At 71.8% G+C, this 26,535-nt stretch carries 26 protein-coding genes; 4 read left to right on the forward strand and 22 right to left on the reverse strand.

The window, feature by feature from the left end; all coding sequences use genetic code 11:
• Window positions 1–77 precede the first annotated feature (77 nt).
• The 3 genes from ACFFHU_RS12110 to rarD all read left to right on the forward strand — a co-directional run bounded on the left by ACFFHU_RS12110 (window position 78) and on the right by rarD (window position 2,043).
• Complete coding sequence (locus ACFFHU_RS12110) at window positions 78–464, forward strand: phage holin family protein (RefSeq protein WP_377338205.1); 387 nt, start codon at window positions 78–80, stop codon at window positions 462–464.
• Window positions 465–620: 156 nt separating this feature from the next.
• Window positions 621–1,055, forward strand: coding sequence for a GNAT family N-acetyltransferase (locus ACFFHU_RS12115; protein ID WP_377338207.1), 435 nt, complete (start codon window positions 621–623; stop codon window positions 1,053–1,055).
• A gap of 52 nt (window positions 1,056–1,107) precedes the next feature.
• Complete coding sequence (gene rarD / locus ACFFHU_RS12120) at window positions 1,108–2,043, forward strand: EamA family transporter RarD (protein ID WP_377338209.1); 936 nt, start codon at window positions 1,108–1,110, stop codon at window positions 2,041–2,043.
• 153 nt (window positions 2,044–2,196) lie between these two features.
• Here rarD and ACFFHU_RS12125 read toward each other — a convergent pair whose 3' ends face one another.
• From ACFFHU_RS12125 to ACFFHU_RS12135, 3 genes are all read right to left on the reverse strand, one after another.
• Window positions 2,197–2,895 carry an anti-sigma factor family protein gene (locus tag ACFFHU_RS12125; RefSeq protein WP_377338211.1) on the reverse strand — a complete coding sequence of 233 codons (699 nt, stop codon included), beginning with the start codon at window positions 2,893–2,895 and terminating at the stop codon, window positions 2,197–2,199.
• Window positions 2,892–3,386, reverse strand: coding sequence for a sigma-70 family RNA polymerase sigma factor (locus tag ACFFHU_RS12130; RefSeq protein ID WP_377338272.1), 495 nt, complete (start codon window positions 3,384–3,386; stop codon window positions 2,892–2,894). Before ACFFHU_RS12130 ends, ACFFHU_RS12125 begins: the two co-directional genes overlap by 4 nt.
• Window positions 3,387–3,510: 124 nt before the next feature.
• Window positions 3,511–4,293: an IclR family transcriptional regulator gene (locus tag ACFFHU_RS12135; protein WP_377338213.1), complete on the reverse strand. Its 783-nt coding sequence runs from the start codon at window positions 4,291–4,293 to the stop codon at window positions 3,511–3,513.
• A gap of 150 nt (window positions 4,294–4,443) precedes the next feature.
• Between ACFFHU_RS12135 and ACFFHU_RS12140 the strand changes: the two genes are divergently transcribed.
• Window positions 4,444–5,625 carry an MFS transporter gene (locus tag ACFFHU_RS12140; RefSeq protein ID WP_377338215.1) on the forward strand — a complete coding sequence of 394 codons (1,182 nt, stop codon included), beginning with the start codon at window positions 4,444–4,446 and terminating at the stop codon, window positions 5,623–5,625.
• Here the strand turns inward: ACFFHU_RS12140 and ACFFHU_RS12145 are convergent.
• The 19 genes from ACFFHU_RS12145 to ACFFHU_RS12235 form a co-directional block, all read right to left on the reverse strand.
• A complete protein-coding gene (locus tag ACFFHU_RS12145; protein ID WP_377338217.1) occupies window positions 5,585–6,244 on the reverse strand; it encodes a TMEM175 family protein in 660 nt (219 codons plus the stop codon). The genes ACFFHU_RS12140 and ACFFHU_RS12145 overlap by 41 nt on opposite strands.
• Before the next feature lie 79 nt (window positions 6,245–6,323).
• The gene (locus tag ACFFHU_RS12150; protein ID WP_377338219.1) at window positions 6,324–7,400 is read right to left on the reverse strand and encodes a polyprenyl synthetase family protein; all 1,077 of its coding nucleotides are present in this window, start codon (window positions 7,398–7,400) and stop codon (window positions 6,324–6,326) included.
• A gap of 73 nt (window positions 7,401–7,473) precedes the next feature.
• The gene (gene nuoN / locus ACFFHU_RS12155) at window positions 7,474–9,033 is read right to left on the reverse strand and encodes an NADH-quinone oxidoreductase subunit NuoN (protein ID WP_377338221.1); all 1,560 of its coding nucleotides are present in this window, start codon (window positions 9,031–9,033) and stop codon (window positions 7,474–7,476) included.
• On the reverse strand, window positions 9,030–10,562 hold the full coding sequence (locus ACFFHU_RS12160; protein WP_377338223.1) for an NADH-quinone oxidoreductase subunit M: 1,533 nt from the start codon (window positions 10,560–10,562) through the stop codon (window positions 9,030–9,032). Before ACFFHU_RS12160 ends, nuoN begins: the two co-directional genes overlap by 4 nt.
• Window positions 10,563–10,613: 51 nt before the next feature.
• Window positions 10,614–12,566 (reverse strand): NADH-quinone oxidoreductase subunit L, encoded by a 1,953-nt coding sequence (gene nuoL, locus ACFFHU_RS12165; protein WP_377338225.1) that lies wholly within the window; start codon window positions 12,564–12,566, stop codon window positions 10,614–10,616.
• A gap of 13 nt (window positions 12,567–12,579) precedes the next feature.
• The gene (gene nuoK / locus ACFFHU_RS12170) at window positions 12,580–12,897 is read right to left on the reverse strand and encodes an NADH-quinone oxidoreductase subunit NuoK (protein ID WP_446686797.1); all 318 of its coding nucleotides are present in this window, start codon (window positions 12,895–12,897) and stop codon (window positions 12,580–12,582) included.
• Window positions 12,894–13,664 (reverse strand): NADH-quinone oxidoreductase subunit J, encoded by a 771-nt coding sequence (locus tag ACFFHU_RS12175; protein ID WP_377338227.1) that lies wholly within the window; start codon window positions 13,662–13,664, stop codon window positions 12,894–12,896. The genes nuoK and ACFFHU_RS12175 overlap by 4 nt, the downstream gene beginning before the upstream one ends.
• Window positions 13,661–14,353: an NADH-quinone oxidoreductase subunit NuoI gene (gene nuoI, locus ACFFHU_RS12180; protein ID WP_377338229.1), complete on the reverse strand. Its 693-nt coding sequence runs from the start codon at window positions 14,351–14,353 to the stop codon at window positions 13,661–13,663. The genes ACFFHU_RS12175 and nuoI overlap by 4 nt, the downstream gene beginning before the upstream one ends.
• Window position 14,354: 1 nt before the next feature.
• On the reverse strand, window positions 14,355–15,716 hold the full coding sequence (gene nuoH / locus ACFFHU_RS12185) for an NADH-quinone oxidoreductase subunit NuoH (RefSeq protein ID WP_377338275.1): 1,362 nt from the start codon (window positions 15,714–15,716) through the stop codon (window positions 14,355–14,357).
• A complete protein-coding gene (locus tag ACFFHU_RS12190; RefSeq protein WP_377338231.1) occupies window positions 15,716–18,292 on the reverse strand; it encodes an NADH-quinone oxidoreductase subunit G in 2,577 nt (858 codons plus the stop codon). The genes nuoH and ACFFHU_RS12190 overlap by 1 nt, the downstream gene beginning before the upstream one ends.
• Window positions 18,293–19,609: an NADH-quinone oxidoreductase subunit NuoF gene (nuoF, locus tag ACFFHU_RS12195; protein WP_377338233.1), complete on the reverse strand. Its 1,317-nt coding sequence runs from the start codon at window positions 19,607–19,609 to the stop codon at window positions 18,293–18,295.
• On the reverse strand, window positions 19,606–20,637 hold the full coding sequence (gene nuoE / locus ACFFHU_RS12200) for an NADH-quinone oxidoreductase subunit NuoE (RefSeq protein WP_377338235.1): 1,032 nt from the start codon (window positions 20,635–20,637) through the stop codon (window positions 19,606–19,608). Before nuoE ends, nuoF begins: the two co-directional genes overlap by 4 nt.
• 34 nt (window positions 20,638–20,671) lie before the next feature.
• The gene (locus tag ACFFHU_RS12205) at window positions 20,672–22,000 is read right to left on the reverse strand and encodes an NADH-quinone oxidoreductase subunit D (RefSeq protein ID WP_377338236.1); all 1,329 of its coding nucleotides are present in this window, start codon (window positions 21,998–22,000) and stop codon (window positions 20,672–20,674) included.
• A complete protein-coding gene (locus ACFFHU_RS12210) occupies window positions 21,997–22,731 on the reverse strand; it encodes an NADH-quinone oxidoreductase subunit C (RefSeq protein ID WP_377338237.1) in 735 nt (244 codons plus the stop codon). Before ACFFHU_RS12210 ends, ACFFHU_RS12205 begins: the two co-directional genes overlap by 4 nt.
• Complete coding sequence (locus tag ACFFHU_RS12215) at window positions 22,728–23,405, reverse strand: NuoB/complex I 20 kDa subunit family protein (RefSeq protein ID WP_377338238.1); 678 nt, start codon at window positions 23,403–23,405, stop codon at window positions 22,728–22,730. Before ACFFHU_RS12215 ends, ACFFHU_RS12210 begins: the two co-directional genes overlap by 4 nt.
• Window positions 23,406–23,420: 15 nt before the next feature.
• On the reverse strand, window positions 23,421–23,786 hold the full coding sequence (locus ACFFHU_RS12220) for an NADH-quinone oxidoreductase subunit A (protein ID WP_377338240.1): 366 nt from the start codon (window positions 23,784–23,786) through the stop codon (window positions 23,421–23,423).
• A gap of 108 nt (window positions 23,787–23,894) precedes the next feature.
• Window positions 23,895–25,208 (reverse strand): geranylgeranyl reductase family protein, encoded by a 1,314-nt coding sequence (locus ACFFHU_RS12225; RefSeq protein WP_377338242.1) that lies wholly within the window; start codon window positions 25,206–25,208, stop codon window positions 23,895–23,897.
• A gap of 127 nt (window positions 25,209–25,335) precedes the next feature.
• Window positions 25,336–25,593, reverse strand: a complete 258-nt coding sequence (locus ACFFHU_RS12230; RefSeq protein ID WP_377338244.1) for a hypothetical protein — start codon at window positions 25,591–25,593, stop codon at window positions 25,336–25,338.
• Window positions 25,594–25,647: 54 nt separating this feature from the next.
• The gene (locus ACFFHU_RS12235) at window positions 25,648–26,358 is read right to left on the reverse strand and encodes a demethylmenaquinone methyltransferase (protein ID WP_377338246.1); all 711 of its coding nucleotides are present in this window, start codon (window positions 26,356–26,358) and stop codon (window positions 25,648–25,650) included.
• Window positions 26,359–26,535 lie beyond the last annotated feature (177 nt).

Consider the following 26,535-nt stretch of genomic DNA (forward strand, 5'->3'; position numbering starts at 1 on the left):
CCGGCGGCGGGCGTCGGCGGCGTCGGCGGATCACCGGCGGACGCCCGGCTCTGCCGAGGCATGGCACCATGCCCGGCATGGATTTCCTGAAGGGCATTCTGATCCGGCTGGTGGCCACGGCCGTGGCCTTTTGGCTCGCCACGCTGGTCATTCCGGGCATCGAGCTGACCACGGACTCGGCCGCCGGCAAGGCTGGCACGCTGCTGCTGGTGGCGGTGATCTTCGGCGTCGTCAACGGCGTACTGCACCCGATCGTCAAGACCCTCGGCTGCGGCCTCTACCTGCTCACCCTGGGACTCATCGCGCTGGTGGTCAACGGCCTGCTGTTCCTGCTGACGAGTTGGATCGCCGGCCGGCTCGACCTGCCGTTCCATGTGGACGGCTTCTGGCCGTCGGCCGTGCTGGGCGCGCTGTTCGTCGGCGTGGTGGCCTGGGTGCTCGGCCTGGTCATGGACCGCGACTGACCGCCGGCCGGGGCGCACGGCGGCCGCGCCGCCCGGGCACGCGCCGGCCGGGCGCACGGCGGCCGCGCCGGCCGAGCCGGGGCCGCGGCCCGGCCCGGTCCACCAGCCGGGAATTGGTGGCTGGCCATCGGGGCGGCCCGCACTAGCCTGCGGGACGTGCGGACCATCACCCGGGAAGACGGCTACGAACTCTCCACCGACCCCGCCCGGCAGCAGCTTGAGCTGGTACACGGGTGGCTCTCCACCGACGCGTACTGGGCGCTGGGCCGGAGCCTCGACACCGTGCGTCGGTCGTTCGCGGGGTCGCTACCGTTCGGCATCTACCGGCCCGGCGACGGCCGCCAGGTGGCGGTCGCCCGGGTGGTCACCGACGGCGCCACCTTCGCCTGGCTCTGCGACGTGTACGTCACGCCGGCCGAGCGGGGCCGAGGGCTGGGCCGCTGGCTGGCCGGCGCCGCCCGCGACGAGCTGGCCGCCCGGGGCGTACGGCGGATCCTGCTGGCCACGAACGACGCGCACGGGGTGTACGCCGGGGTGGGCTTCGCGCGGCTGGCCAACCCGGAGCGGTGGATGGAGCTGGACCGGCGGTGAGCCCCGACACAGGCAAGGATCGATCGGCGTTCGGCACCTTACGGTGGACGGCATGACCGAGCTGACGCGGGGCTATCTCTACGGCTTCGGCGCGTACGTGTGCTGGGGCTTCTTCCCGCTGTACATCAAGCTGCTCCGGCCGGCCGGACCGGTGGAGATCCTGGCCCACCGGGTGGTCTGGTCGGTGGTGTTCGTGTCGCTGGTGCTGGCCGCGCTGCGCAACTGGGGCTTCCTGCGCCGGCTCGCCGACCGGCCGCGCCTGGTGGCCGGCATCGCGGTGGCGGCCGCCCTGCTCACGGTCAACTGGGGCACCTACATCTACGGGGTGAACTCCGACCGGGTCGTGGAGACGGCGCTCGGGTACTTCATCAACCCGCTCGTCGTGGTGCTGTTCGGGGTGGCCGTGTTCCGGGAGCGCCTGCGGGCGGCCCAGTGGGTGGCGCTCGGCCTCGGCGGGCTGGCCGTCGTCGTGCTGACCGTCGACTACGGCCGGCCGCCCTACCTGGCCCTGGTGCTGGCGTTCAGCTTCGCCGGGTACGGCCTGGCCAAGAAGCGGCTGGCGCTGCCGGCCGCCGAGGGCCTGTTCGTCGAGTCGACCCTGATCGCGGTGCCGGCGCTGGGCTATCTGGGCTGGCTGGCGGCGACCGGCCGGGACACGTTCGGGCACGGTACGGGCACGCACACCGCGCTGCTGGTGCTGGCCGGGGCGGTCACCGCCATACCGCTGCTGATGTTCGCCGGCGCGGCCAACCGGCTGCCGATGACCGGGCTGGGCATGCTGCAGTACCTCGCGCCGATCCTCCAGCTCGGCTGTGGCGTGCTGGTGTTCCACGAGCCGATGCCGCCGGCCCGGCTCGCCGGCTTCGCCCTGGTGTGGCTTGCGCTGATCGTCTTCACGATCGACGGCCTGCGGACCGGCCGCCGCCGCTCCCGGGCCGCGACGCTGGCCCGCGCCACCGCCACCGAGCCCGCCGCAGCGGCTCGCTAGCAGCCCACCAGCGCGCCAGCTCGCCAGCTCGCCAGCCCGCCAGCGCGCCCGAACCCGAGGGCGGAGGCGCCCTGCCGCCGCCCTCACGGCGCCACTGGGCGTTAAGAGGGGACCCCTGCTATACCGGAGACGATAAGAAGGGGCCCTTCCTTCTCAATGGACGTCGTAGCCGAGTAGCGGGGTGCCGTCCTGGCGCTGCAGCTCGATCCGGGTCAGCGCCGGCCCGGACAGCCGGGTGGCGCCGACCAGGTTGACGTCATCGCCGGGCGCGGCCAGCCAGGACCCCAGCTGTTCCCGGGCGCCGTCGGCGCCGAAGGCCACGAGCCGGAACGTGCGCATCTCGGGGTAATCGCCGGTGGCCGGGTAGCGGCAGTGCATGGTCACCTTCGTCCCCCAACCGGTGCTGGTGACGCCGACCTCGGCGGTCACCGGACCGGCGCCGTGCACCGGGTGCATGGCCGCCAGCTGCGCGGCCGGCGCGGTCGGGCCGGGCCGGTCGGGAACGCCGGGCAGCCGCGCGACGCCGAACCCGACGAGGACGGCCAGGCAGGCGGCCGCGAGGAGGGCGCCGGCGTACCGCAGTCGGGCCCGGCTGCGCCCGCGCCGCCGCTCGGACCGCGCGGCCACGATGAGGTTGGGCAGCCGGGATGCCGGTGGGGGCGGTCCGGCGATCGATTCCAGGCCGGCGGGGTCGAGCCGGCCGAGCAGGCCGGGCAGCACGGCGATCTCCGCCACCGCCTCCCGGCAGGTGGCGCAGCCGGCCAGGTGCCGCTCGTACGCGGCCCGCTCCGCGGGGGCGAGGGCGCCCAGCACGTACGCGCCGTCCTCGTACGCGAATTCGCAGGCCGTCACCGGGTCACCCCCATCTCGGCCAGCACCAGCCGCAGCGATCGGAGCGCGTAGTGCGTCCGCGACTTGACCGTTCCGGCGGGGACGCCGAGCCGGGCGGCGGCCTCGGCGACGGACCGGCCGAGGTAGAAGCACTCCACCAGCACCTCCCGGTGGGTGGGGCTGAGCCGCCCGAGCGCCTCGGCCACCGTCCACGCCTCCACCGCGCGGTCCGCCTCGTCGGGGCCCTGCGGAGGTTCCGGCAGGTTGTCGGTCACGACCTCACCGACCCGGGCGCTGCGCCGCCGCCACGCGTCGATGGCCAGGTTGCGCGCCGTGGTGAACAGCCAGCCCCGTACCGAGCCGCGACCGGGGTCGAGCGCCTCCGGATGCCGCCAGGCCCGTAGCAGGGTTTCCTGGACGAGATCCTCGGCCCGCTGCCGGTCGCCGCCGACCAGCCGCAGCGCGTGCGCGAGGAGCGCGTCGGCGTGTTCGTCGTGCAGGGCCCGCAGCAGCTGGCCGTCGAGATCGCTGATGGCCGCCACCCCCGTCCGCTCGCTCCGCGCCTCCGTTCACTCGTACGGGGGCCGGGCCGGAATGGTTCAGCGCCGGTCGCGGATCGGCCGACGAATCCGCCGGTCACGCCTCTGTGGCGAGCCCGTCGGCGACCGATCGGGCGACGGCGATCAGCTTCGCCCGGATGATCCGGGCCGACGTCATCATCTCGGCGGCCGGCAACACGCAGGCGAGCACGACCCGGCGCTCCATCTCCTTCTCCGGGGTGACCAGCACGGCCGCGCACGCCACACCCTGCCGGAACTGGCCCATCTCGAGTTGCATCCCCCGGCGGTCACCGGCGGCGATGTCGGCCTCGAACGCCTCGGTGCCGGTCAGGGTGGCCGAGGTGTACGGCCGCATGCCGAACTCGCGCAGGTACCGCAGCCGCTGCTCGGGGCTGAGCGTGGCGAGCAGCGCCTTGCCCATCGCGGTGGCGTGGGCGCCCTCGTCGAACCCGGGCACGAGATCCTCCAGGTACGGCGAGCGGGCCCCCTCGGCCACGGCGGTGATCGCGACCTGGCCGCCGACGAACCGCCCGAGGAAGTGGCTGTAGCCGGTCTCCTGCGCGGCCCGGCGCAGCGACTCGCCGACCGGTGGCGGGCCGCGGAACGCGGTCACCAGCTCCCGGTAGCGGTCCGCCACCTCGAGCCCGACGATGTACGTCCCGTCCTCGCGCCGGATGACGTAACCCTCGTAGGCGAGGGTGCGGACCAGGTGGTACGTGGTGGCGACGGTCAACTCGCAGCGCCGCGCGATCTGCTTCACGGTCAGCCCTTTGGGGGCCCGGCCGACCGCCTCCAGCACCCGCAGCGCTCGGGACACGCTGCGGATCAAGTCGGAAGGTTCTGCCAAGGGGTCGCGCACAACCACCTCCGCCGCCAGGTACTTACACCATATGTAAATCCGGGCGTCTGCGAAATGCCCGGTGAGATCGAGGATGCCAGATCCTATCGCGACGTTCAGTACAGCGACAGATACGAAGGGTTCATCACACCGGGCGTAGAGTTGATCACGATGATCACCGCGAACCTCTCTCCGCCCCGGACCGCCGCCCCCGACAGCCCCGTCCGGGTGGCCGCGGGCGCCGTCGCCACCACCGTCGCGTGCGTGGTGCCGGTGTTCCTGGTGGGCGGCCTGGCCGTGCAGATGGGCCATGATCTCCGGTTCTCCCCGACCGGGCTGGGGCTGGCCGTCTCCGTCTACTTCGGCGTGAGCGCCCTGGCCTCGGTGCCGTCCGGGGCCCTCGTCGAGCGGTACGGACCCGCGGTGGTGGCCCGCTCCGGCATCCTGCTGGCCGCCGCGGCCCTGCTCGGCATCGGGTTGCTGGCCCGGTCGTACCCGCTGCTCGTGCTGCTGCTGGCGGTCGGCGCCGGCGCCAACGCGCTCGGCCAACTGGCCAGCAACATGGCCCTGGCCCGGCACGTGCCGGCCGGCCGGCAGGGCCTGTCGTTCGGGGTGAAGCAGGCGGCCATCCCGATCTCCACGCTGCTCGCCGGCGCGGCCGTGCCGGCCGTCGCGCTCACCGTGGGCTGGCGCTGGGCGTTCGTGGCGGCCGCGGTGGCCGCGCTGACCGCCCTGCCCGCCGTGCCGGCCGACGGCCGCGGCCCAGCGGCCCGGGACGGGCGCAGCGGCGGCCGGGCCACGCTCGCACTGGCCGTGCTGGGCCTGGCCGCCACGCTCGCGGCGGGCGCGGCCAACGCGCTGGGCACCTTCGTGGTGGATTCGGCCGCCGGCCGTGGGTTGGCGCCCGGGCTGGCCGGGCTCACCCTCACCTTCGGCAGCGCGGTGTGCGTGCTGGCCCGGATCGGCTCCGGCTGGCTGGCCGACCGCCGCCGCTCCGGGCACGTCGCCGTGATCGCCGGGATGCTCGTGGTGGGCGCCGCCGGCCTCGGGCTGCTCGCGCTCCCCGGCTGGGCCTTCCTAGTGGCCGGAATCACACTCGGCTTCGGCCTCGGCTGGGCCTGGCCGGGGCTGCTCAACTTCGCCGTGGTCCGGCTGCACCCGCAGGCACCGGCCGCGGCCACCTCGATCACCCAGACCGGCGTGTACGCGGGCGGCTGCGTCGGCCCGCTCGGGCTGGGCGCGGTGGCCGGCCACCTCGGCTACCCTGCCATGTGGTCGGTGGCCGCAGTGGCCATGCTGGCGGCCGCAGCGTTCATGCTGGCGGGTCGTCGCCTGCTGCTCCGGGCGGCCTGACCGAGGCCGCACGACCGCCCGGCCGGCCGCGGGAACGCCACTCGGAAATCGGCAGCCAGTAGAGCACGATCAGCGCGGCGAACAGCGCGATGGCGGGGCGCCAGGCGAAGAAGGCGAGCACGGTGCCTACGGCGTAGAGCGCAGGACCCAGCAGGAAACGCCGCGCCACGGCGGCGGTCCAGCTCCGATCGACGCCTGGTTCGAGCAACTCGGGCCGACGCAGCGCCCACAGCCAGACGGCGTTGAAGAAGATCCCGCCGACGACCAGCCATCCGCCGTACACCGCCACGGCCGTCCGCTGCCCGTGCCCGGAGCTCACCGCTCGGGCGAGAACGGCCGTGGTGAACGGCAGCGCGGCGACGTTGGCCAGCAGCAACGTGTTGAGGAACAGCAGCATCCGGTCGACTCGGTGGATCTTGTCGAGCATCACGTGGTGATTGGCCCACACCAGCCCGATCAGCAGAAAACTGATGCCGTACGCCAGGTAGGACGGCCAGAGGGCGAGCAGTCCGGGGCCGAGCGAGGTCATGTCCTCCGGCACCCGGATCTCGAGCACCAGCAGCGTGATGGCGATCGCGAAAACCCCGTCGCTGAACGCCTCGACACGGTTCGTTCGCATCTCACCGCCTGTGGTCCTCGCCGGGCAACGGGAGCGTCCAGCGGAACGGCCGCCGACGGGAGCCTACCGGGGCGGGGGGTCAGCCGGTGCGGTCGGCGATGACGTCGCAGAGCGACTCGAGGGCGCGGCGCGGGCCGCCCGCCGGCAACGGCGCGAGCCGGTCCCGCGCCTCCTCGGCGTAGCTGCGGACCGTCTCCCGGGCCCGCTTCAGCGCCGGCGACTCGCGCAGCAGCGTCAGCGCCTCGGCGTGCAGGGCGTCCTCGGTGACCGGGCCGGCCGCGAGGATCTCGCGCAGCCGGACCGAGGCCGCGTCCCGATCGTCCGAGGCGAGCGCATACAGCACCGGCAGGGTCGGCACGCCCTCCCGCAGGTCGGTGCCGGGGGTCTTGCCGGACTGCTCGGACTCGGAGGCGATGTCCAGCAGGTCGTCGGAGAGCTGGAAGGCCACCCCGATCGTCTCGCCGTACCCGGCGAGCGCCTCCACCACCGGCGGCTCGGCGCCACCGAACAGCCCGCCGAACCGGGCGGAGGTGGCGATCAGCGAGCCGGTCTTCTCGGCCACCACCCCGAGGTAGTGCGCCACCCGGTCGTCACCCGGCCGGGGCCCCACGGTCTCGGCGATCTGCCCGTGCACCAGCCGGGAGAACGTCCGGGCCTGCAGCCGTACGGCCTCGGGCCCCAGCTCGGCGGAGAGGTCCGCGGCGCGGGCGAACAGGTAGTCGCCGACCAGGATGGCCACCGAGTTCGTCCACCGGGAGTTGGCGCTCGGGGCGCCCCGCCGGACCGCCGCCTCGTCCATCACGTCGTCGTGGTACAGCGTGGCCAGGTGGGTGAGTTCCATCACAACAGCGGCGTTCACCACCTCGTCCCGGCGCGGATCGCCGAACTGGGCGGCCAGCGCCACGAGCATCGGCCGGAACCGCTTGCCGCCGGCCTCGACGAGGTGCCGGGCCGCCTCGGTGACCATCGGGTCCGCGCTGAAGACGCTGGCCCGCAGCCGGTCCTCGACCGCGCCGAGCACGGTGCCGAGCGACTCCTCGACGGCCGGATCGACGATGTCGATGCCCGCCGCGCCGGTCGGCACGGAGAACCCGCCCCGGTGCCCGCCGGCACCGGGCCCCTCTTGCTCCCCCGGTCTCACCACGCCTTCAACCATGCCACACGATGCGGACCGGGCCCGGTGGGGGGCGGCGGCCGCCGCCCGCCCACGATCACCCGGAAAGAGCCGATCATCGTACGAATTCCGCCGCGCCGTTCGCCAGGTCCAGCAGCGGCGCCGGCGCCACCCCCAGCACCAGGGTGGCGGCCACGCCGATCGTCACGGCGGCCCCGGTGGCCCAGCCGGGCACCGCGACGGCCGGGGTCGATTCGCCGGGCTCGGAGAGCCACATCATCACGACCACCCGGAGGTACGGGAAGGCCAGCACCATGCTGGTCAGCACGCCGGCGATCACCAGCCAGGTCTGGCCGCCGTCGAGCGCCGCGCCGAAGACCGCGAACTTGCTGGTGAACCCGCTGGTGAGCGGGATGCCGGCGAACGCCAGCAGGATGAAGGTGAACAGCCCGGCATACAGCGGCGAGCGCCGGCCCAGCCCGGCCCACCGGGACAGGTGAGTGGCCTCGCCGTCGGTGTCCCGGACCAGCGTCACCACGCCGAACGCGGCCAGCACGGTGAAGCCGTACGCGACGAGATAGAACATCGTGCTGGACAGCCCGTCCTTCGACAGCGCCAGCACGCCCACCAGCAGATAGCCGGCGTTCGCCACGGACGAGTACGCCAGCAGGCGCTTGATGTCGGTCTGGGTCACCGCGAGCACCGCGCCCACCAGCATGGTGAGCACGGCCACCGCGCCGAGCACGGGGGTGAAGTCCCAGGCCGCGCCGGAGAACCCGACGTACAGCACCCGGAGCAGGCCGCCGAACGCCGCCACCTTGGTGCAGGCGGCCATGAAGCCGGTCACCGGGGTGGGCGCGCCCTGGTACACGTCCGGCGTCCAGACGTGGAACGGCGCGGCCGCGGCCTTGAACAGCAGGCCGATCGAGACCATCGCGATGCCGGCGAACAGCAGCACCGGGCTGGCCGAGGAGTTCTGGACCGCCGCGTGGATGGTCCCGAAGTCGACGCCGCCGCCCTGGCCCCGCCCGTTGCTGGCGCCCACCGTGAAGCCGTACACGAGCGCGATGCCGAACAGGAAGAAGGCCGAGGCGTACGCCCCGAGCAGGAAGTACTTCATGGCCGCCTCCTGGCTCAGCAGGCGCCGGCGCCGGGCCAGCGCGCAGAGCAGGTAGAGCGGCAGCGAGAAGACCTCCAGGGCGATGAACATGGTCAGCAGGTCGTTGGCCGCCACGAACAGCAGCATTCCGGCCATCGCGAACATGGTCAGCGGGTAGACCTCGGTGGTCCCGCCGCCGCTCTGCTGCTCCCGGTCGGCCGGCGTGTCGATGACCACCGCGGCATGCGGCACGAACGCGCCGCCGCGCTCCACCGAACGCTCGCCGATGAGCAGCAGCGCCAACAGCCCCAGCAGCAGGATGGAACCCTGCAGGAACAGGGTCGGTCCGTCGATGGCCACGGCGTCGCCGGCGGTGAGCGTCCGGGCGCCCGCGTTGCGGATCACCACCACGCCGGCGGCCACCACGCCGAGCAGCCCGACGGTGAGCTGCACCGGGTGCCGCAGCCGGCGCGGGACGAACGCCTCGAGCAGGATGCCCAGGCACGCCACGCCGAACAGGATCAGGATCGGCGCCAGCGCCGAGTAGTTGATCGCGGGGAACTTCAGGTCGCTCACCGGCTGGCCTCCTGTACGTTGCCGACCGCCGGCGCCGGGTCGGTCCTGCCGACGTCCTGCATCGTGGCCTGGACGGCGGGATTGATGACGTCCGTGACCGGCTTCGGATAGAAGCCGAGCAGCAGGAGCAGGGCGATCAGCGGCGCCACCACGACCTTCTCCCGCACCGACAGGTCGCGCCGCATGCTCGGCGACTCGGCCAGGGCCGGGTTGAGGGTGCCCTGCGTGGTCCGCTGCACCATCCAGAGCACGTACGCGGCCGCCAGGATGATGCCGGCCGTGGCGATCACGGCCACCAGCTTGTTCACCGTGAACGTGCCCAGCAGCACGAGGAACTCGGAGATGAACGGCGCCGTGCCGGGCATCGCCAGCGAGGCGAGACCGGCGAAGAACAGCACCCCGGCCAGCAGCGGCATCAGCCGGCCGGCCCCGCCGAAGTCACCGACCATGGCCGAGCCGCGGCGGCTGACCAGCATGCCCACCACCAGGAAGAGCAGGCCGGTGGCCAGGCCGTGGTTGAGCATGTACAGCACCGACCCGGTGCCGGCCTGGGTGGTGAAGGCGAAGATGCCGACGCCGATGAAGCCGAAGTGCGCCACCGAGGTGTACGACACCAGTCGCTTCAGGTCGTTCTGACCCACCGCGAGCAGCGCCGCGTAGATGATGCCGATCACGGCGAGCGCCAGCGCCCACGGCGCGAACCAGCGGGACGCCTCCGGGAAGAGCGGCAGGCAGTACCGCAGGATGCCGAAGGTGCCGACCTTGTCGAGCACCCCGACCAGCAGGGCCGCGGCGCCGGCCGGGGCCGCGCCACCGGCGTCCGGCAGCCAGGTGTGGAACGGGAAGAACGGCGCCTTGATGGCGAACGCCACGAAGAAGCCGAGGAACAGCCAGCGCGCCGTGTTGGTGTTGATGTCGGCGTCGACCAGGTGCTGCCAGTCGAAGGTGTGCCCGCCGACCACCCAGAGGCCGATCACGGCGGCCAGCATGAACAGCCCGCCCACCAGCGAGTAGAGGAAGAACTTCACCGCCGCGTACTGCCGCTGGTGCCCGCCGTAGCTGCCGATGAGGAAGTACATCGGCACGAGCATGACCTCGAAGAACACATAGAACAGGAACACGTCGGCGGCCGCGAAGACGCCGATCATCGTGCACTCCAGCACCAGCAGCAGCGCGAAGTAGATCGGGACGCTGCGCTTCGACCCCTCGGCGTCGTGCCAGCTGGCCAGGATCACCAGCGGCACCAGCACCGCGATGAGCATGAGCATCACCAGCGCGATGCCGTCGGTGGCGAAGGTGAAGTTGACGCCCCAGCGCGGGATCCAGGAGTACGACTCGCGAAGCTGGAGGCGGTCGCCACCGGCGGAGAACGCGATCCACATGAAGATGGCCAGCACCAGGACCGCCAGTGACCAGCCAAGGGCCACCTGCTTGGCCAGGTCGGGCCGGGTGCGCGGCAGGAACGCCACCACCACCGCGCCGACCAGCGGCGCGAGGGTGAGCACCGAGAGGTAGGGGAAGTCGGACATGATTTCGGCCTTACCTCGTCTCGAACGTGCCGGGTTGGATGGTTCGCTCGGTCATGAGAGCCACCCCGCCTGGATGGCCAGGAACGCCGCCACCACCAGCACCGCGCCGGTCAGCATGGACGTGGCGTACGACCGGACAAAGCCGGTCTGCAGCCGGCGGAGTCGGCCGGAGCCGCCGCCCACCCCGGCCGCCAGCCCGTTCACCAGGCCGTCGATGCCGCGGTTGTCCAGGAAGACCAGCGCCCGGGTGAGGAAGATGCCCGGCTTCTCGAAAATGGCCTCGTTGATGGCGTCGGTGTAGAGGTTGCGCCGGGCGGCCCGCACCAGCACCCCGGCCGGCTGCTCCTGGCTGGCCGTTCCGTTGCGGAACAGCGCCCAGGCCAGCCCGGCGCCCACCACGGTGAGCAGCAGCGAGAGCGCGGTGATCAGCCAGTGCGCGAGCACCGGCTCGGCCGCCTCCTCCTGCGGCCCGAGCGTGGCGGTCAGCCAGTCCGGCACCGAGGTGGCCAGCAGGAAACCGGCGCCGATCGAGCCGACCGCCAGCAGGATCAGCGGGATCGTCATGATCGGCGGCGACTCGTGCGGGTGCTCGATGTCGTCGGTCCACCGGCTCGGCCCGTGGAAGGTCAGCACGAACAGCCGGGTCATGTAGAACGCGGTGAGCCCCGCGCCGAGCAGCGCGGCGCCGCCGAACAGCCAGGCCGTCCAGCCCTCCCGCTCGAACGCGGCCGCGATGATCGGCTCCTTGGAGAAGAAGCCGGAGAACGGGAACATGCCGATGATCGCCAGCCAGCCCATCATGAAGGTCAGCCAGGTGACCTTCATGTACTTCGACAGCCCGCCGAACCGCCGGATGTCGACCTGGTCCTTCATGCCGTGCATGACCGAGCCGGCGCCGAGGAACATGTTGGCCTTGAAGAAGCCGTGCGCCAGCAGGTGCACGATGGCCAGCGCGTACGCCGTGCCACCCAAGCCGACGCCGAGGAACATGTAGCCGATCTGGCTCACCGTCGACCACGCGAGGACGCGCTTGATGTCGTCCTTGGCGCAGCCGATGATGCAGCCGATCAGCAGCGTGAGCGCGCCGACGCTGACCACCACGAGCTGCAGGGTGGAGTTGGCCGAGAAGATCGGGTGCGAGCGGGCGATCAGGTAGACGCCGGCGGTCACCATGGTGGCCGCGTGGATCAGCGCCGACACCGGGGTCGGGCCCTCCATGGCGTCCGGCAACCACGCCTGCAGCGGGAACTGGCCGGACTTGCCGGTGGCCCCGAGCAGCAACAGCAGGCCCATCGCCAGCACGATCCCGGAGCCGAGCTGCCCGACCCCGTTGAACACACCGCTGTACGACGTGGTGCCCAGCTGGGCGAACATCAGGAAGATCGCGATGGCCAGGCCGGCGTCACCGACCCGGTTCATCAGGAACGCCTTCTTGCCGGCGGTGGCCGCGGACGGCCGGTCGTACCAGAAGGAGATCAGCAGGTACGACGCGAGGCCGACCCCCTCCCAGCCGACGTAGAGCAGCACGTAGTTGTTGCCCAGCACCAGCAGGAGCATGGCGGCCACGAACAGGTTGAAGTAGCCGAAGAACCGGCGCCGCCCCGCGTCGTGCTCCATGTAGCCCACCGCGTAGAGGTGGATCAGGAAGCCCACCCCGGTGATGAGCAGCACGAAGCACGCGGCCAGCGGGTCGAACAGCAGGCCGAAGTCCACCTTGAAGTTGCCCACCGAGATCAACTGCCAGAGGCTGGTCTGGACCGACCGGTTCGCCAGCCCGCGCAGCTGGAAGAAGTACGTCAGGCCGAGCACGAATGCCACGCCGACGCTGGCCACCCCGAGCCAGTGCCCCCAGCGGTCGGCCCGGCGGCCGAGCAGCAACAGCACCGCGGCGCTGGCCAGCGGGATGGCCACCAGCAGCCAGACGCTGCTGAGCATGCCGCTCGCGGTGGCGTACGCGACCGAGCCGGCCGGCTCGGCCTGGGCGTACGTCAGAATCTCCTCCACGTCGCAAGCCCCTCTAGTACTTCAACAGGTTGGCGTCGTCGACGCTGGCGGACCGTCGACTACGGAAGATCGACATGATGATCGCGAGCCCGACCACGACCTCGGCGGCGGCCACCACCATGACGAAGAACGCCATGATCTGGCCGTTAAGGTCGCCGTTGATCCGGCTGAACGTGACCAGCGCGAGGTTGGCCGCGTTGAGCATCAGCTCGACGCACATGAACAGCACGATCGCGTTCCGGCGGACGAGTACGCCCACCGCCCCGATCGTGAACAGGATGGACGCCAGGATCAGGTAATGGCTCGGCGCCACCGAAAAGAAGCCGCTCACTTGTCCGTTCCCTTCAGCGACCGCTCGGCCGCCGTCAGCTCCCGGGTCGGCATGATCTCCGGAATGCTCCGCTCGCTCAGCGCCCCGTCCGGCAGCCGGGCCGGGGTGGCGACCGAGGAGGAGGTGGCGAAGACGCCGGGGCCGGGCTTCGGTCCCGGGTAGCTGCCCGGGGCGAACCGGGCGCGCATGGTGCTCGGCTGGTCCTTGCGGTCCTGCCGCCGCCGCTCGACGTGGGCCAGCACCATGGCGCCGACGGCCGCGGTGATCAGCAGCGCCGACGTCACCTCGAACGCGAAGACGTACTTGGTGAACAGCAGCCGGGCGATGCCCTGGACGTTGCCGTTCTCGTTGGCCTTGGTCAGCCCGACGGCGTTCACCTGGCCGAGGGCCCGGTAGAGGCCGGTGGCCACCAGCGCCGCGAAGCCGATGCCGAGCGCGATGGCCGCCACCCGCTGCCCGCGCAGCGTCTCGATGAGCGAGTCGGAGGCGTCCCGGCCCACCAGCATGAGCACGAACAGGAACAGCATCATGATGGCGCCGGTGTAGACGATGATCTGCACCATGCCGATGAACGGACCGGCCTGGAGCACATAGAACACGCCCAGGCAGAGCATCGTGAGCACCAGCCACAGCGCCGAGTGCACGGCGTTGCGCGCGGCCACCATGCCGAGCGCGCCGACCAGCGCGAGCGGCGCCAGGATCCAGAACGTGACCTGCTCGCCCCCGGAGACTCCGCCCGCCGCGGCGAGCACCGCCTGGGTGGTCATGCCGGCCCTCCCTCGTTGCTGCCGGAACCGCCGGGGGCGCCGACCCGCTCCTCGGCGCCTCGCTTGGCCTCCGCCGACCGCTGCGCCGCCTGGTCGGCTCCCGGGAACTCAACCCCCGGAGAGTCGTCCAGCGGGAACCGGCCCGGGCCCATCGCCGAGTGCTCGGCCCCGGCCGAGGTGCCCGGGTTGTCGAGCGCGCCCACGTAGTAGTCCTTCTCGCTGTCGCCGAGCCGCATCGGGTGCGGTGGCTGCTCCATCCCCGGCAGCAACGGCGCGAGCAGCTGCTCCTTGGTGAAGATGAGGTCCCGCCGGTTGTCCCGGGCCAGCTCGTACTCGTTGCTCATGGTGAGCGAGCGGGTGGGGCAGGCCTCGATGCAGAGGCCGCAGAAAATGCACCGGGCGTAGTTGATCTGGTAGGTGCTGGCGTACCGCTCACCCGGCGAGAAGCGCTGCTCGTCGGTGTTGTCGCCGCCCTCGACGTAGATGGCGTCGGCCGGGCAGGCCCAGGCGCACAGCTCGCAGCCGATGCACTTCTCCAGCCCGTCGGGGTGCCGGTTGAGGATGTGCCGCCCGTGGTACCGGGGGGCGGACACCGGCGGCTTGAACGGGTAGTCGGTCGTCACGATCTTGCGGAACATGTGTGAGAACGTGACGCCGAAGCCCTTGAACGTGCCCGTGATCGCACCCATGTCACACCTCCCTTTCGTCGGTGCCGACGGTGCCGGCGTCCGCGCCGACGTTGGCGGGCTGCCGCTCGGCCACGGCCCGCCGGGTACGCGGGCTCGGCGGCACCTGCAGATCCATCGGTGGGAGCGGGAAGCTCCCCTCGGGGCGGGCGTGCACCTGTTCCTGGAGCGACGGCGCCGGCGCCGGCTTGCGGCTGGGCCAGAAGAAGATGGCCAGCAGCGCCACCACGACCGGGATCCCCAGCGCCATGAGCCGGTCGGTCCGCTCCCAGCCGCTGGTCACCCGGAAGCCGGCCAGGGCCAGGATCCAGACCAGGTTGATCGGCAGCAGCACCTTCCAGCCGAGCCGCATGAACTGGTCATACCGCATCCGGGGCAGCGTCCCCCGCAGCCACACGAAGACGAAGACCAGCAGCACGACCTTGCCGAGGAACCACAGCAGCGGCCACCAGCCCGAGTTCGCGCCCGACCAGATGGTGATCGGCCAGGGCGCCCGCCAGCCGCCGAGGAACAGCGTCACGGTGACGGCCGACATGGTCACCATCGAGACGTACTCGGAGAGCATGAACAGCGCGAACTTCAGCGAGCTGTATTCCGTCATGAAGCCGGCCACCAGTTCCGACTCCGCCTCGGGCAGGTCGAACGGCGCCCGGTTCGTCTCCCCCACCGTGGCGATGAAGAAGATGATGAAGCTGGGCAGCAGCAGCACCGCGTACCAGCCCGGGCCCGGCAGGCTCTGGCCGAACAGGCTGAACCGGGTGCCGGCGCCCTGCGCCGCCACGATCCCGCTGGTCGACATGGTGCCCGCGGTCATGAAGACGGCCACGATGGACAGGCCCATGGCAACCTCGTACGAGATCATCTGGGCGCTGGACCGCAGGCCGCCGAGCAGCGGGTAGGTGGAGCCGGAGGCCCAACCGCCGAGCACGATGCCGTACACGCCCATCGACGAGCAGGCCAGCAGCACGAGCACGGCCACCTGCACGTCGGTGACCTGCAACGGCGTGTGGTGGCCGAACACGCTCACCACCGGACCGAACGGCACCACCGACAGCGCGGTCACCGAGCAGATGACCGAGATGGTCGGCGCGAAGAAGTAGACGACCTTGTCGGCCTTGGTCGGGAGGATGTCCTCCTTGAAGGCCATCTTGATGCCGTCGGCCAGGGTCTGCAGCAGACCGAACGGGCCCACCTGGTTGGGGCCCGGTCGCACCTGCATCAGGCCGACGACCCGGCGCTCGAACCAGACGCCGAGCAGCGTGGCCAGCACGGCGAAGACGAACGCCAGCACCACCTTGGCGAGCACGAGCCACCAGGTGTCGTGCCCGAAGCTCTGCAGCGTCGGGTCCTGCGCGAGGTTCAACATCATGACGCACTCCCGGTGTTGAGCAGCGGACCCGGCCGGTGGGCCGCGTCGGCCGCGACCGCGCCGTGGTCACCGGCGGCCGTGTCCGTACCGCCGGCAGAGTCTGCACCACCGGCGGAGCCGGCAGAGTCGGCACCACCGGCGGAGCCGGCAGCGATCCGGACCACGGCCCCGGACGTCACACCCAGGGCCCGCCGTACGGAGGCGCCGGGCGAGTTGGTCGGCAGCCACACCACGCCGTCGGGCATGTCGGTGAGCGCGGCCGGCAGCGTGATGGCGCCCCGGTCGGTGCCCACGGTGACCGCCTCGCCCTCGGCCACCCCGATCGCCTCGGCGGTGGCCTTGGCCAGCCGGACGACGGGCAGCCGTGCGGTGCCGCCGAGGTAGGGGTCGCCCTCGGTGAGGGTGCCCGCGTCGATCAGCTGGTGCCAGGTGGCCAGCACGGCCTCCCCGGCGTCGGGGCGGGTCAGCTCGCGCGGCGCCGCGGTCGGCGCCGCCGGCCGGTCGGCCTGGCTGACCGGCAACCCACCCAGCTCCCGGCGCACCTCGTTGACGTTTCCGGTGCCGAGCCGGACGTCCAGCTGGGCGGCCAGCGCGTCCAGCACGCGGGCGTCGGTCATGGCGGTCGTGTTCAACACCGCCTCGAAGGGACGCAGCCGCCCCTCCCAGTCCAGGAAGCTGCCGGCCTTCTCCACCACCGGGGCCACCGGCAGCACCACGTCGGCCCGCCGGGTCACCGGCCCGGAGCGCAGCTCCAGGCTCACCAGGAACGGCACCGCATCCAGCGCCCGCTCGGCCGCCCGCGGATCCGCCAGGTCAGCCGGGTCCACCCCGGCCACCACCAGCGCACCGAGCCGCCCCTCGGCGGCCGCGGTGATGATCTCGCCGGTGTCCCGGCCGGGCTGGCTCGGGATGACCCCGGGCTCGACGTCCCAGGCCGCGCCGAGGTCGGCTCGGGCCCGCGGGTCCAGCACCAGCCGGCCGCCGGGCAGCAGGTTGGGCAGGCAGCCGGCGTCGACCGCGCCGCGGTCACCCGCGCGCCGCGGCACCCAGGCCAGCTTGGCCCCGGTACGTCCGGCCACCGCGGCCGCGGCGGACAGCCCACCCGGCACGTCGGCCAGCCGCTCGCCCACCAGCAGGATCGCGCCCTCGGCGCCGAGCGCCTCGGCGACGGTCGGGTGCTCGGCCAGCACCGCCGCCTCCTCGCCGGGCTGCACCCGGGCGATCTTCCCGCCGAGCTTCTCCAGCCCGCGGCTCGCGTACGGGGCGATGGCGAAGACCTTGAGGCCCTTCTTCTGGTGCGCCTTGCGCAGCCGGAGGAAGAGGATCGGGCACTCCTCCTCGGGCTCCAGGCCGACCAGCACCACGGACGGGGCGTTCTCGATGTCCGCGTACGTCACCTCGTTCCGGCCGGCCACCGCGGCGGCCAGGAACTCGGCCTCCTCGCCACCGTGCCCGGTCGGCCGGGCCCGGAAGTCGATGTCGTTGGTCCGCAGGGCGACCCGGGCGAACTTCGCGTACGCGTACGCGTCCTCGACCGTGAGCCGGCCGCCGGTCAGCACGCCGACGCCCCGCTCGCCGTCCCGGGCGGCCCGCAGCCCCTCGGCCGCCACCGCGAGCGCCTCACTCCAGGACGCCTCGCGCAGCTCGCCGGTGCGCTGGTCGCGGACCAGCGGGTTGCTCAGCCGCTCGTCGGCGGTGGCGTACCGGAAGCCCCAGCGGCCCTTGTCGCAGTTCCACTCCTCGTTCACCGCCGGGTCGTCGCCGGCCAACCGGCGCAGCACCTTGCCCCGGCGCCAGTCGGTGCGCTGCGCGCAGCCGGCCGAGCAGTGCTCGCAGACGCTGGGCGTGGAGACCAGGTCGAACGGGCGGGCCCGGAACCGGTACTGGGCGCCGGTGAGCGCGCCGACCGGGCAGATCTGCACGGTGTTGCCGGAGAAGTAGGAGTTGAACGGCACCACCTCGGCGTCGTCGGCGTCGTCCACGCCGTACGCCTCGTCGCGGTAGATGTTGATCTCTTCGGCGCTGGACCGGCCCATCAGGTCGATGAACTTGTCCCCGGCGATCTCCTCGGAGAACCGGGTGCAGCGCTGGCACAGCACGCACCGCTCCCGGTCCAGCAGCACCTGGGTGGAGATCGGCAGCGGCTTCGGGTACTCCCGCTTGTGCTCGTGGAAGCGGGAGTCCGTGCGGCCGGTCGACATGGCCTGGTTCTGCAGCGGACACTCTCCGCCCTTGTCGCACATGGGGCAGTCGAGCGGGTGGTTGACCAGCAGCAGCTCCATGATCCCGGCCTGCGCCTTCTTGGCGACCTCCGAGGTGAGCTGGGTCTTCACCACCATGCCGTCGGCGACGGTCTGGGTGCAGGAGGCGACCGGCTTGCGCTGCCCCTCCACCTCGACCAGGCACTGCCGGCAGGCGCCGGCCGGGGCCAGCAGCGGGTGGTCGCAGAATCGCGGGATCGCGATGCCGAGCTCCTCCGCCACCCGGATCAGCAGCGCCCCCTTGGGCGCGGTGACCTCGACCCCGTCGATGGTGAGCTTGACGGTGTCGGCGGCCTTGACTACGTCGGTCATTTAGTGCGCTCCCACCAGGGTCTTCTCGGACAGCTTCGGCGCGGTGCGGCCCTCGATGTAGTCGAGGTAGTCCTGCTTGAAGTACTTCAGCGAGGAGGTCACCGGGCTGGTCGCGCCGTCACCCAGGCCGCAGAACGACCGGCCGAGGATGTTGTCGCAGGTGTCGAGCAGGGTGTCCAGGTCCTCCTGCGTGCCCTGGCCGGACAGGATGCGCCGGTAGACCCGGACCATCCAGTAGTTGCCCTCCCGGCACGGGGTGCACTTGCCGCACGACTCGTGGTGGTAGAACTCCAGCCACCGGTACGTCGCGTACACCGGGCAGTCCTGGTCGGAGAAGATCTGCGTGGCCGTGGTGCCGAGGATCGACCCGGCGGCGGCCACCCCCTCGAAGTCCAGCGGCACGTCCAGGTGCTCGGCCGTGAGCAGCGGGGTGGACGAGCCGCCCGGGGTCCAGAACTTCAGGTTGTGCCCGGGCTGCATCCCGCCGGCCAGCTCGATCAGCTCGCGCAGCGTGATGCCCAGCCCGCACTCGTACTGGCCGGGGTCGACCACCCGGCCGGAGAGCGAGTAGATCATCGGGCCGGAGGACTTCTCCGTGCCCATGCTCTTCCACCAGTCCGCGCCGCCCAGCACGATGTACGGCACGCTGGCGATGGTGCCGACGTTGTTCACCACGGTGGGGCAGGCGTACAGGCCGTGGGTGGCCGGGAACGGCGGGCGCAGCCGCGGCTGGCCGCGGAAGCCCTCCAGCGAGTCCAGCAGCGCCGTCTCCTCGCCGCAGATGTAGGCGCCGGCGCCGCCGTGCACCACCACGTCCAGGTCGAAGCCCGACTTGAGGATGTCCCGGCCGAGGAAACCGGCCGCGTACGCCTCGTCCACCGCGTTCCGCAGCCGCCGCGCGGCATTCACCGCCTCGCCCCGGACGTAGATGTACGCCCGGCTGGCCCGGATCGCGTACGAGGCGATGATGACGCCCTCGATCAGCGAGTGCGGATCGTGCGTCATCAGCGGCAGGTCCTTGCAGGTGCCCGGCTCGCCCTCGTCGGCGTTCACCACCAGGTAGTGCGGCTTTCCGTCGCCCTGCGGGATGAAGCCCCACTTGAGCCCGGTGGGGAAGCCGGCGCCGCCCCGACCGCGCAGGCCCGAGTCCTTGATGAGCTGGATCAGGTCGTCCGGGTGGGCGTCCAGCGCCTTGCGCAGCGCGGCGTACCCGTCGAGCTGCCGGTAGGTGTCGATGGTCCAGGCGTCCGGCGACAGCCAGCGCTTGGTGAGCACCGGGGTCAGCTTGGCCAGCGTCTCCCGTCGCGGGGTGGTCACTTGTCGGCCTCCTTCTCGCCGCCGTCGGGCGTCGAGCCCGCGCTGCCGGCCGGGGTTCCGCCGGCGCCCGCCCCGGCCGCGGTCGAGCCGCCGGCCTCGGCGAGGTTCCGTTCCTGGGCGCCGGTGCCCTCGCCGGCCGGCTTCGCGTCGCCGGCCGGCTGGTTGCCGGCCGCGCCGGCCGCCTCGGCCGCCTTCGCGTCGGCCGGCACCGGCGGCGGACCCGCCGGCGCGGCCTTCTCGGCCTGCTCCGCCTTGGCCTTGTCGGCCTTGGCCTGCTCGGCCTTGGCTCGCTCGGCGGCCTTGTCGGCGTCGGCCTTGCTCCGGATCGGGGTGTCCGGGTCGAAGCCCGGCACCGAGACCCCGTGCTCCTGGGCCAGCCGCAGCCCGCGCAGGCTGGCGTCCCCGACCCGGCCGTCGGCCACCGCGCCGTCCCGCGGGTCGGCGAACCCGGCCAGCTGGACGGCCATCTCCTTCAGCGTGCAGAGCCGGGCCCCGCGGGTCGGCGTGGGCCGGCCGCCCGAGCGCAGCTCCTCGACGACCGACGCGGCACTGTCCCGGTCGACCCGGTCGAAGAACTCGTAGTTGACGGTCATCACCGGGCCGTAGTCGCAGGCCGCCAGGCACTCGGCGTGCTCCAGCGTGATGGTCCCGTCGGGCGTGGTCTCGTCGTGCCCGACGCCCAGCAGCTCGCTGAGGGAGTCGTACACCTCCTGGCCGCCCAGCACGTTGCACATGGTGTTGGTGCACACGCTGACCAGCCAGTCGCCGGTGGGCCGGCGCTTGTACATGGTGTAGAACGTGGCCACCGCGCCCACCTGGGCCTTGTTCAGGCCGAGCACCTCGGCGCAGAACTGGACACCGGACGGCGAGACGTAGCCCTCCTCGGCCTGCACCAGGTGCAGCAGCGGCAGCAGCGCCGACCGCGACCGGTCGGCCGGATAACGGGCCACGATCTCCCGGGCCCGCTCGCCCAGCCGGTCCCGCAGCACCGCGGCGGTCACCGGTTCGTCCTGACGGATGTCAGTCATCGGCTGCTCCACAATCCGTTTCCCGTGTTCGCGCTCACCGGTCGCACCCACCCATCACCGGGTCCAGCGAGGCGCCCCCGGCGATCACGTCGGCGATCAGGCCGCCCTCGGCCAGCGCCGGGATCGCCTGCAGGTTGACGAAGCTGGGCTCCCGGTAGTGCACCCGGTAGGGCCGGGTGCCCCCGTCGGAGACCGCGTGCACGCCGAGTTCGCCGCGCGGCGACTCGATGCCCACGTACACCTGGCCGGGCGGCACCCGGAAGCCCTCGGTGACCAGCTTGAAGTGGTGGATCAGCGACTCCATCGACTGACCCATGATCTTCGCGACGTGCTCGAGCGAGTTGCCCATGCCGTCCAGCCCGATGGCCAGCTGCGCCGGCCAGGCGATCTTGCGGTCGGCCACCATCACCGGGCCGGGCTTGAGCCGGTCCAGCGCCTGCTCGACGATCTTCAGCGACTCGCGCATCTCGGCGAGCCGCACCTGGTAGCGGCCCCAGACGTCGCCGTCGGGGTGCGTCGGCACGTCGAACTCGTAGTTCTCGTAGCCGCAGTACGGCATGGTCTTGCGCAGGTCCCAGCCCAGGCCGGCCGAGCGCAGCACCGGTCCGGTGATGCCCAGCGCCAGGCAGCCGGTGACGTCCAGCACGGCCACGCCCTTGGTGCGCTCGACCCAGATCGGCTGGCCGGAGAGCAGGTCCTCGTACTCCTGGAGCTTCTTCGGCATCATCACCAGGAAGTCGCGGATCTTGGCGATGGCCTCGTCCGGCACGTCCTGCGCCACGCCGCCTGGCCGGACGTACGCGTGGTTCATCCGCAGCCCGGTGATGGTCTCGAAGATGTCGAGGATGTGCTCCCGTTCCCGGAAGCCGTACAGCATGATCGAGATCGCGCCCAGCTCCATGCCGGTGGTGGCCAGCCAGACGAGGTGCGAGGAGAGCCGGTTGAGCTCCATCATGAGCACCCGGATCGTGTTGGCCCGCTCGGTGACCTCGTCGGTGATGCCGAGCAGCTTCTCCACGGCCAGGCTGTACGCCGTCTCGTTGAAGATCGGCGCCAGGTAGTCCATCCGGGTGACGAAGGTGCTGCCCTGCACCCAGTTGCGGTATTCGAGGTTCTTCTCGATGCCGGTGTGCAGATAGCCGATCACCGACCGGGCCTCGCGGACCGTCTCACCCTCCAGTTCGAGGATGAGCCGGAGCACCCCGTGCGTGGACGGGTGCTGCGGACCCATGTTCACGATGATCCGCTCGTCGGCGATCGGATCCGTACCCTCGACGACCGTGTCCCAGTCGCCGCCGGTGACCGTGAAGACCTTGCCCTCGGCGGTTTCCCGCTCGGTCGCGTAGCCAGGAGAGGTGGTCACTGGTAACTCCTCCGGGAGTCCGGTGGTGGAATCTCGGCGCCCTTGTACTCCACGGGGACGCCACCCAGCGGGTAGTCCTTGCGCTGCGGGTGCCCCTCCCAGTCGTCCGGCATGAGGATCCGGGTCAGGGCCGGGTGGCCGTCGAAGACGACGCCGAACATGTCGTACGTCTCCCGCTCCTGCCAGTCGGCGGTCGGGTAGACCGCCGTGACGCTGGGCAGGTGCGGGTTCTCGGCCGGCACGGCGGCCTCCAGCCGGACCCGCCGCCGGTAGGTCATCGAGGTGAGCTGGTAGATGACGTGCAGCCGGCGCTCGTCCGCGCCCAGGTAGTCCACTCCGGACACCGAGGAGCACAGCTCGAAGCGCAGCGCCCCGTCGTCCCGCATGGCCTGAGCCACCTCGGCGATCCGCTCCGGCTTGATGTGCAGGGTCAGCTCGCCGCGGTCGACCACGACCTTCTCGATCGCGTCGGAGAAGGCCGGGTACGCCTCGGCCAGCGCGTCGGTCACCTCGTCGAAGTACTCACCGTACGGCCGCGGGCTGCCGGCCACCTCGACCCGGGGGCGGGTCAGGCCGCCGAACCCGGAGGTGTCCCCCGAGCCGTGCACGCCGAACAGTCCACGTTGGGCCTTGCTGGCCGGCGGGTACTCCGCCGGGGCGCCGGTGTTCGTGCCGACCGGCGGCGCCTGGACCGGAACTCCGGCGCCGGGCCGCTCGCTGGGCGCGGTCATTTGGCAGCCCCTTCGTGGTGCAGGTGGTTCTGCGCCTTCATCCAGTTCTCGATCCGCAACTGCTCCTCGCGGCCCTCGCGAACCGCCTGGGTCCACTCGGCCCGCCGGGCCTTGTCGCTGCGATAGGACGACGGCATCGAGCCGTACGGGACGACCGGCACGTCGCCGCGCTCGGTGCGGGCCGCAAGCATCTTCCGGCCGCCCGCGCCGAGCGGCTCGTACATGATCTTCTCGCGCAGCTTGAGGATCGCGTCGATCAGCATCTCCGGCCGCGGCGGGCAGCCCGGGAGATACATGTCCACCGGCACGATGTGGTCGACGCCCTGGACGATCGCGTAGTTGTTGAACATGCCGCCGCTGCTGGCGCAGACACCCATCGACAGCACCCAGCGGGGCTCGGCCATCTGGTCGTAGATCTGCCGCAGCACCGGCGCCATCTTCTGGCTCACCCGGCCGGCCACGATCATCAGGTCGGCCTGCCGGGGCGAGGCGCGGAAGACCTCCATGCCCCAGCGCCCCATGTCGTAGTGCGGACCGCCGGCGGCCATCATCTCGATGGCGCAGCAGGCCAGCCCGAAGGTGGCCCCCCACACGGACGACTTGCGGGACCAGTTGACCAGCTTCTCCACGGTGGTCAGCAGGACGCCGGCCGGGAGCTTCTCCTCGATGCCCATTGTCTGCAGCCCTCCTCAGTCCCAGTCCAGGCCACCGCGGCGCCAGACATAGGCGTACGCGATGAAGACCGTGACGATGAACAGGACCATCTCCACGAAGCCGAAGCCGCCCAGCAGGTCGAAGGAGACGGCCCACGGGTAGAGGAAGATGATCTCGATGTCGAAGACGATGAACAGCATCGCCGTCAGGTAGAACTTGATCGGGAACCGGCCGCCGCCGACCGGCTCCGGGCTCGGCTCGATGCCGCATTCGTAGGCGTCGAGCTTGGCCCGGTTGTAGCGCCGGGGGCCGGCGAGCCGGGCGGCGGCCACCGAGAACAGCGCGAAGGCCGCAGCCACGGCGAACAGCCCGATGATCGGTACGTAAGGCGAGAGCGACATCTTTCTCCTGCTCGTCCTTCCCTGCCCTCGGCGGTTGGTGAATGTCACACTAGGCACAGTTCATGGGAAGGCTCACACCCGGGGGCGGCCGTCCCGCGGCACCCGACGTCACACGGCGGGCGCCACCTTGGTCAGCGCGTTGATGATCCGATCCATGGCGTCCCCGTCGCGCGGATCGGTCAGATTGGCCATCAGCTTCAGCACGAAGCGCATCAGCGTCGGGTGCGGCATGCCGTGCCGGGTCGCGATGCGCATGATTTCCGGACGGCCGATCAGCTTCACGAAGATGCCGCCGATCCGGTAGTAGCCGCCGTACCGGTTCTTCAGCTCGGTCGGGTAGGCGTGCAGCGCGCGCTCCCGCTCCACCCCGGCCGGCCGGGCCAAGGCCTGCACGATGACCTCGGCGGCCAGCTCGCCGGACTCCATGGCGTACGCGATGCCCTCGCCGTTGAACGGGTTCACCATCCCACCCGAGTCGCCGACCAGCAGCACGCCGCGGGTGTAGTGCGGCACCCGGTTGAAGCCCATCGGCAGGGCTGCGCCCAGGATCGGGCCGTCCGCGTTCGCCTCGTCCGTCATGCCCCACTCGGGCGGCGTGTTGGCCAACCAGTCGGTCAGCAGCCGCCGGTAGTTGGTGCGCCCGAACGCGGACGACGAGTTGAGCACGCCGAGGCCCACGTTCACCCGGCCGTCGCCCATCCCGAAGATCCAGCCGTACCCGGGGAGCAGCTTGTCGCCGCTGTCCCGGCTGCGCAGCTCCAACCAGGACTCCAGGTAGTCGTCCCGGTGCCGGGCGGGCGACCGGTAGTAGCGGCGGACGGCCACCCCGATCGGCCGGTCCTCGCGCTTGGCCAGGCCCAGCGCGAGCGGGAACCGGCCGGAGACGCCGTCGGCGGCCACCACGAGCGGCGCGCGGAAGCTGACCGGCGCCTTGTCGGGACCCTGCTCGGCCGACACCCCGACGGTCCGGCCCGTGTCGTCCAGCACCGGGGCCAGCACGTTGATCCCGGTCCGCAGTTCGGCGCCGGCCTTGACGGCCTGCCGGGCCAGCAGATCGTCGAAGTCCAGCCGGGTCCGGACCAGGCCGTAGTTGGGGAAGCTGGCCAGCTCGGGCCAGTCGAGTTCGAGGCGTACCCCGCCGCCGATGACTCGCAGGCCGCGGTTGCGCACCCACCCATCGGACGAGGTGGCCGTCTCCCCCTGGTCGCCGGTCGCCCCGCTCCCGCCGACGAGCCCCATCTTGATCAGCTGCTTCACGGCCCGCGGGGTCAGGCCGTCGCCACAGACCTTCTCGCGCGGAAACTCGGTCTTCTCCAGCAGCAGCACCCGCAGCCCGTGCTGGGCCAGGTGGTAGGCGGTGGTCGAGCCGCCCGGACCGGCGCCAACGATGATCACGTCGGCGTCATTCTCGACGGCGGTCATCCGCGCCCCCTTCCCTGCTCGTGAAATGCTTCACAAGCGCATTCGGGAAGAGTCTATGACCGGGGTTACACCGCCATCACCTCAGGGGTGCCTTACCAGTGACCAGCGGTTCCAACCGTCCCGCGACTCAGCGGGGCTCCTCGGCGCCGCCCGCCCGGTCCAGCGCGCCGGGCAACTGGTCCCGGAGCGCGCCACCACTGGCCCGGTCGAGGGCGGCGAGCACCTCGGCCACCACCTGCCGGACGGCGGCGGGGTCGGACCCGGCCAGCTCACGCAGCTGATCCGCCAGGTCGGCCGCATCGTTCGGGCTGGCCGCCGCGGGACTCCGGCCAGCCGCCCCGTTCCGGCCGGCCGCCGCGCCCGCCGCGTGGTCCGCCTCGGTCATGCTGGCCAGCGTACGCGGTCAAATCGGAAAATTGCCGGAAAGCGGTCAGCGCGCTCAGTCGCGGACCGCGCGGTGCAGGGCCGCGAGCCCGCCGGTCAGGTTGCGCCAGGCCACGTCGCCCCAGCCCGCTGCCCGGAGCCGGGCCGCCAGGCCGGCCTGGTCCGGCCAGGCCCGGATCGACTCGATCAGGTAGACGTAGGCGTCCGGGTTGCTGGAGACCACCCGGGCCGCGGTCGGCAGCCAACGCATCAGGTACGACAGGTACGCCACCCGGAAGGCCCGGTTGACGGGGTGGCTCAACTCACAGATCACCAGCCGGCCGCCGGGCCGGGTGACCCGGGCAAACTCCCGCAGCGCGGCCTCGGTGTCCGCCACGTTGCGCAGCGCGAACGAGATGGTCACCGCGTCGAAGGCGCCGTCCGGGAACGGCAGCCGCAGCGCGTCCCCGGCCAGCAACGGCAGGGTGGGCCGGGTCCGCTTGCCGGCCGCCAGCATCCCGAGCGACAGGTCGGCGCCCACCGCGTACGCGCCGGACCGGGCCAGTTCCTCGGTCGAGACGCCCGTGCCGGCGCCCACGTCCAGCACCCGCTCGCCGGGTCGCAGCGCCAGCGCCGCCCGGGTGGCCCGGCGCCACGCCCGGTCCCGGCCCGCCGTCATGACGGTGTTGGTCAGGTCGTACCGCGAGGCCACGCCGTCGAACATCGCGGCGACCTCGTGCGGCTGTTTGTCCAGGCCGGCCCGCTGTCCGGTCGATGCGCGCTTCACGCTGCCCCACTCTGCCAGCCGCCGACCCGGCTGAAAGGAAGGGCCCCCTCCTATCGCTTTTTGGGCTCTTGTGACGTTGTCGTGGGTGGGTTGAGCATGTCGTAGCAGCGCACGCCGTTCTCCGGCCTACGGTTCCGGTTGTCGAGACTGGAATCGGGCATAACGGAGAACGGCGTG

Source organism: Plantactinospora siamensis, assembly GCF_042434095.1.
In the GTDB taxonomy this organism is placed as follows: domain Bacteria; phylum Actinomycetota; class Actinomycetes; order Mycobacteriales; family Micromonosporaceae; genus KBS50.

What these genes read in the sequence shown, in the direction of transcription:
- ACFFHU_RS12110 (WP_377338205.1), top strand. Translation starts at nt 78, where the DNA reads ATGGATTTCCTGAAGGGCATTCTGATCCGGCTGGTGGCCACGGCCGTG.
- rarD (WP_377338209.1), top strand. Translation starts at nt 1,108, where the DNA reads ATGACCGAGCTGACGCGGGGCTATCTCTACGGCTTCGGCGCGTACGTG.
- ACFFHU_RS12140 (WP_377338215.1), top strand. Translation starts at nt 4,444, where the DNA reads ATGATCACCGCGAACCTCTCTCCGCCCCGGACCGCCGCCCCCGACAGC.
- ACFFHU_RS12145 (WP_377338217.1), bottom strand. Translation starts at nt 6,244, where the DNA reads ATGCGAACGAACCGTGTCGAGGCGTTCAGCGACGGGGTTTTCGCGATC.
- ACFFHU_RS12150 (WP_377338219.1), bottom strand. Translation starts at nt 7,400, where the DNA reads ATGGTTGAAGGCGTGGTGAGACCGGGGGAGCAAGAGGGGCCCGGTGCC.
- ACFFHU_RS12160 (WP_377338223.1), bottom strand. Translation starts at nt 10,562, where the DNA reads ATGTCCGACTTCCCCTACCTCTCGGTGCTCACCCTCGCGCCGCTGGTC.
- ACFFHU_RS12175 (WP_377338227.1), bottom strand. Translation starts at nt 13,664, where the DNA reads ATGACCACCCAGGCGGTGCTCGCCGCGGCGGGCGGAGTCTCCGGGGGC.
- nuoI (WP_377338229.1), bottom strand. Translation starts at nt 14,353, where the DNA reads ATGGGTGCGATCACGGGCACGTTCAAGGGCTTCGGCGTCACGTTCTCA.
- nuoH (WP_377338275.1), bottom strand. Translation starts at nt 15,716, where the DNA reads ATGTTGAACCTCGCGCAGGACCCGACGCTGCAGAGCTTCGGGCACGAC.
- ACFFHU_RS12190 (WP_377338231.1), bottom strand. Translation starts at nt 18,292, where the DNA reads ATGACCGACGTAGTCAAGGCCGCCGACACCGTCAAGCTCACCATCGAC.
- nuoE (WP_377338235.1), bottom strand. Translation starts at nt 20,637, where the DNA reads ATGACTGACATCCGTCAGGACGAACCGGTGACCGCCGCGGTGCTGCGG.
- ACFFHU_RS12210 (WP_377338237.1), bottom strand. Translation starts at nt 22,731, where the DNA reads ATGACCGCGCCCAGCGAGCGGCCCGGCGCCGGAGTTCCGGTCCAGGCG.
- ACFFHU_RS12215 (WP_377338238.1), bottom strand. Translation starts at nt 23,405, where the DNA reads ATGGGCATCGAGGAGAAGCTCCCGGCCGGCGTCCTGCTGACCACCGTG.
- ACFFHU_RS12220 (WP_377338240.1), bottom strand. Translation starts at nt 23,786, where the DNA reads ATGTCGCTCTCGCCTTACGTACCGATCATCGGGCTGTTCGCCGTGGCT.
- ACFFHU_RS12225 (WP_377338242.1), bottom strand. Translation starts at nt 25,208, where the DNA reads ATGACCGCCGTCGAGAATGACGCCGACGTGATCATCGTTGGCGCCGGT.
- ACFFHU_RS12230 (WP_377338244.1), bottom strand. Translation starts at nt 25,593, where the DNA reads ATGACCGAGGCGGACCACGCGGCGGGCGCGGCGGCCGGCCGGAACGGG.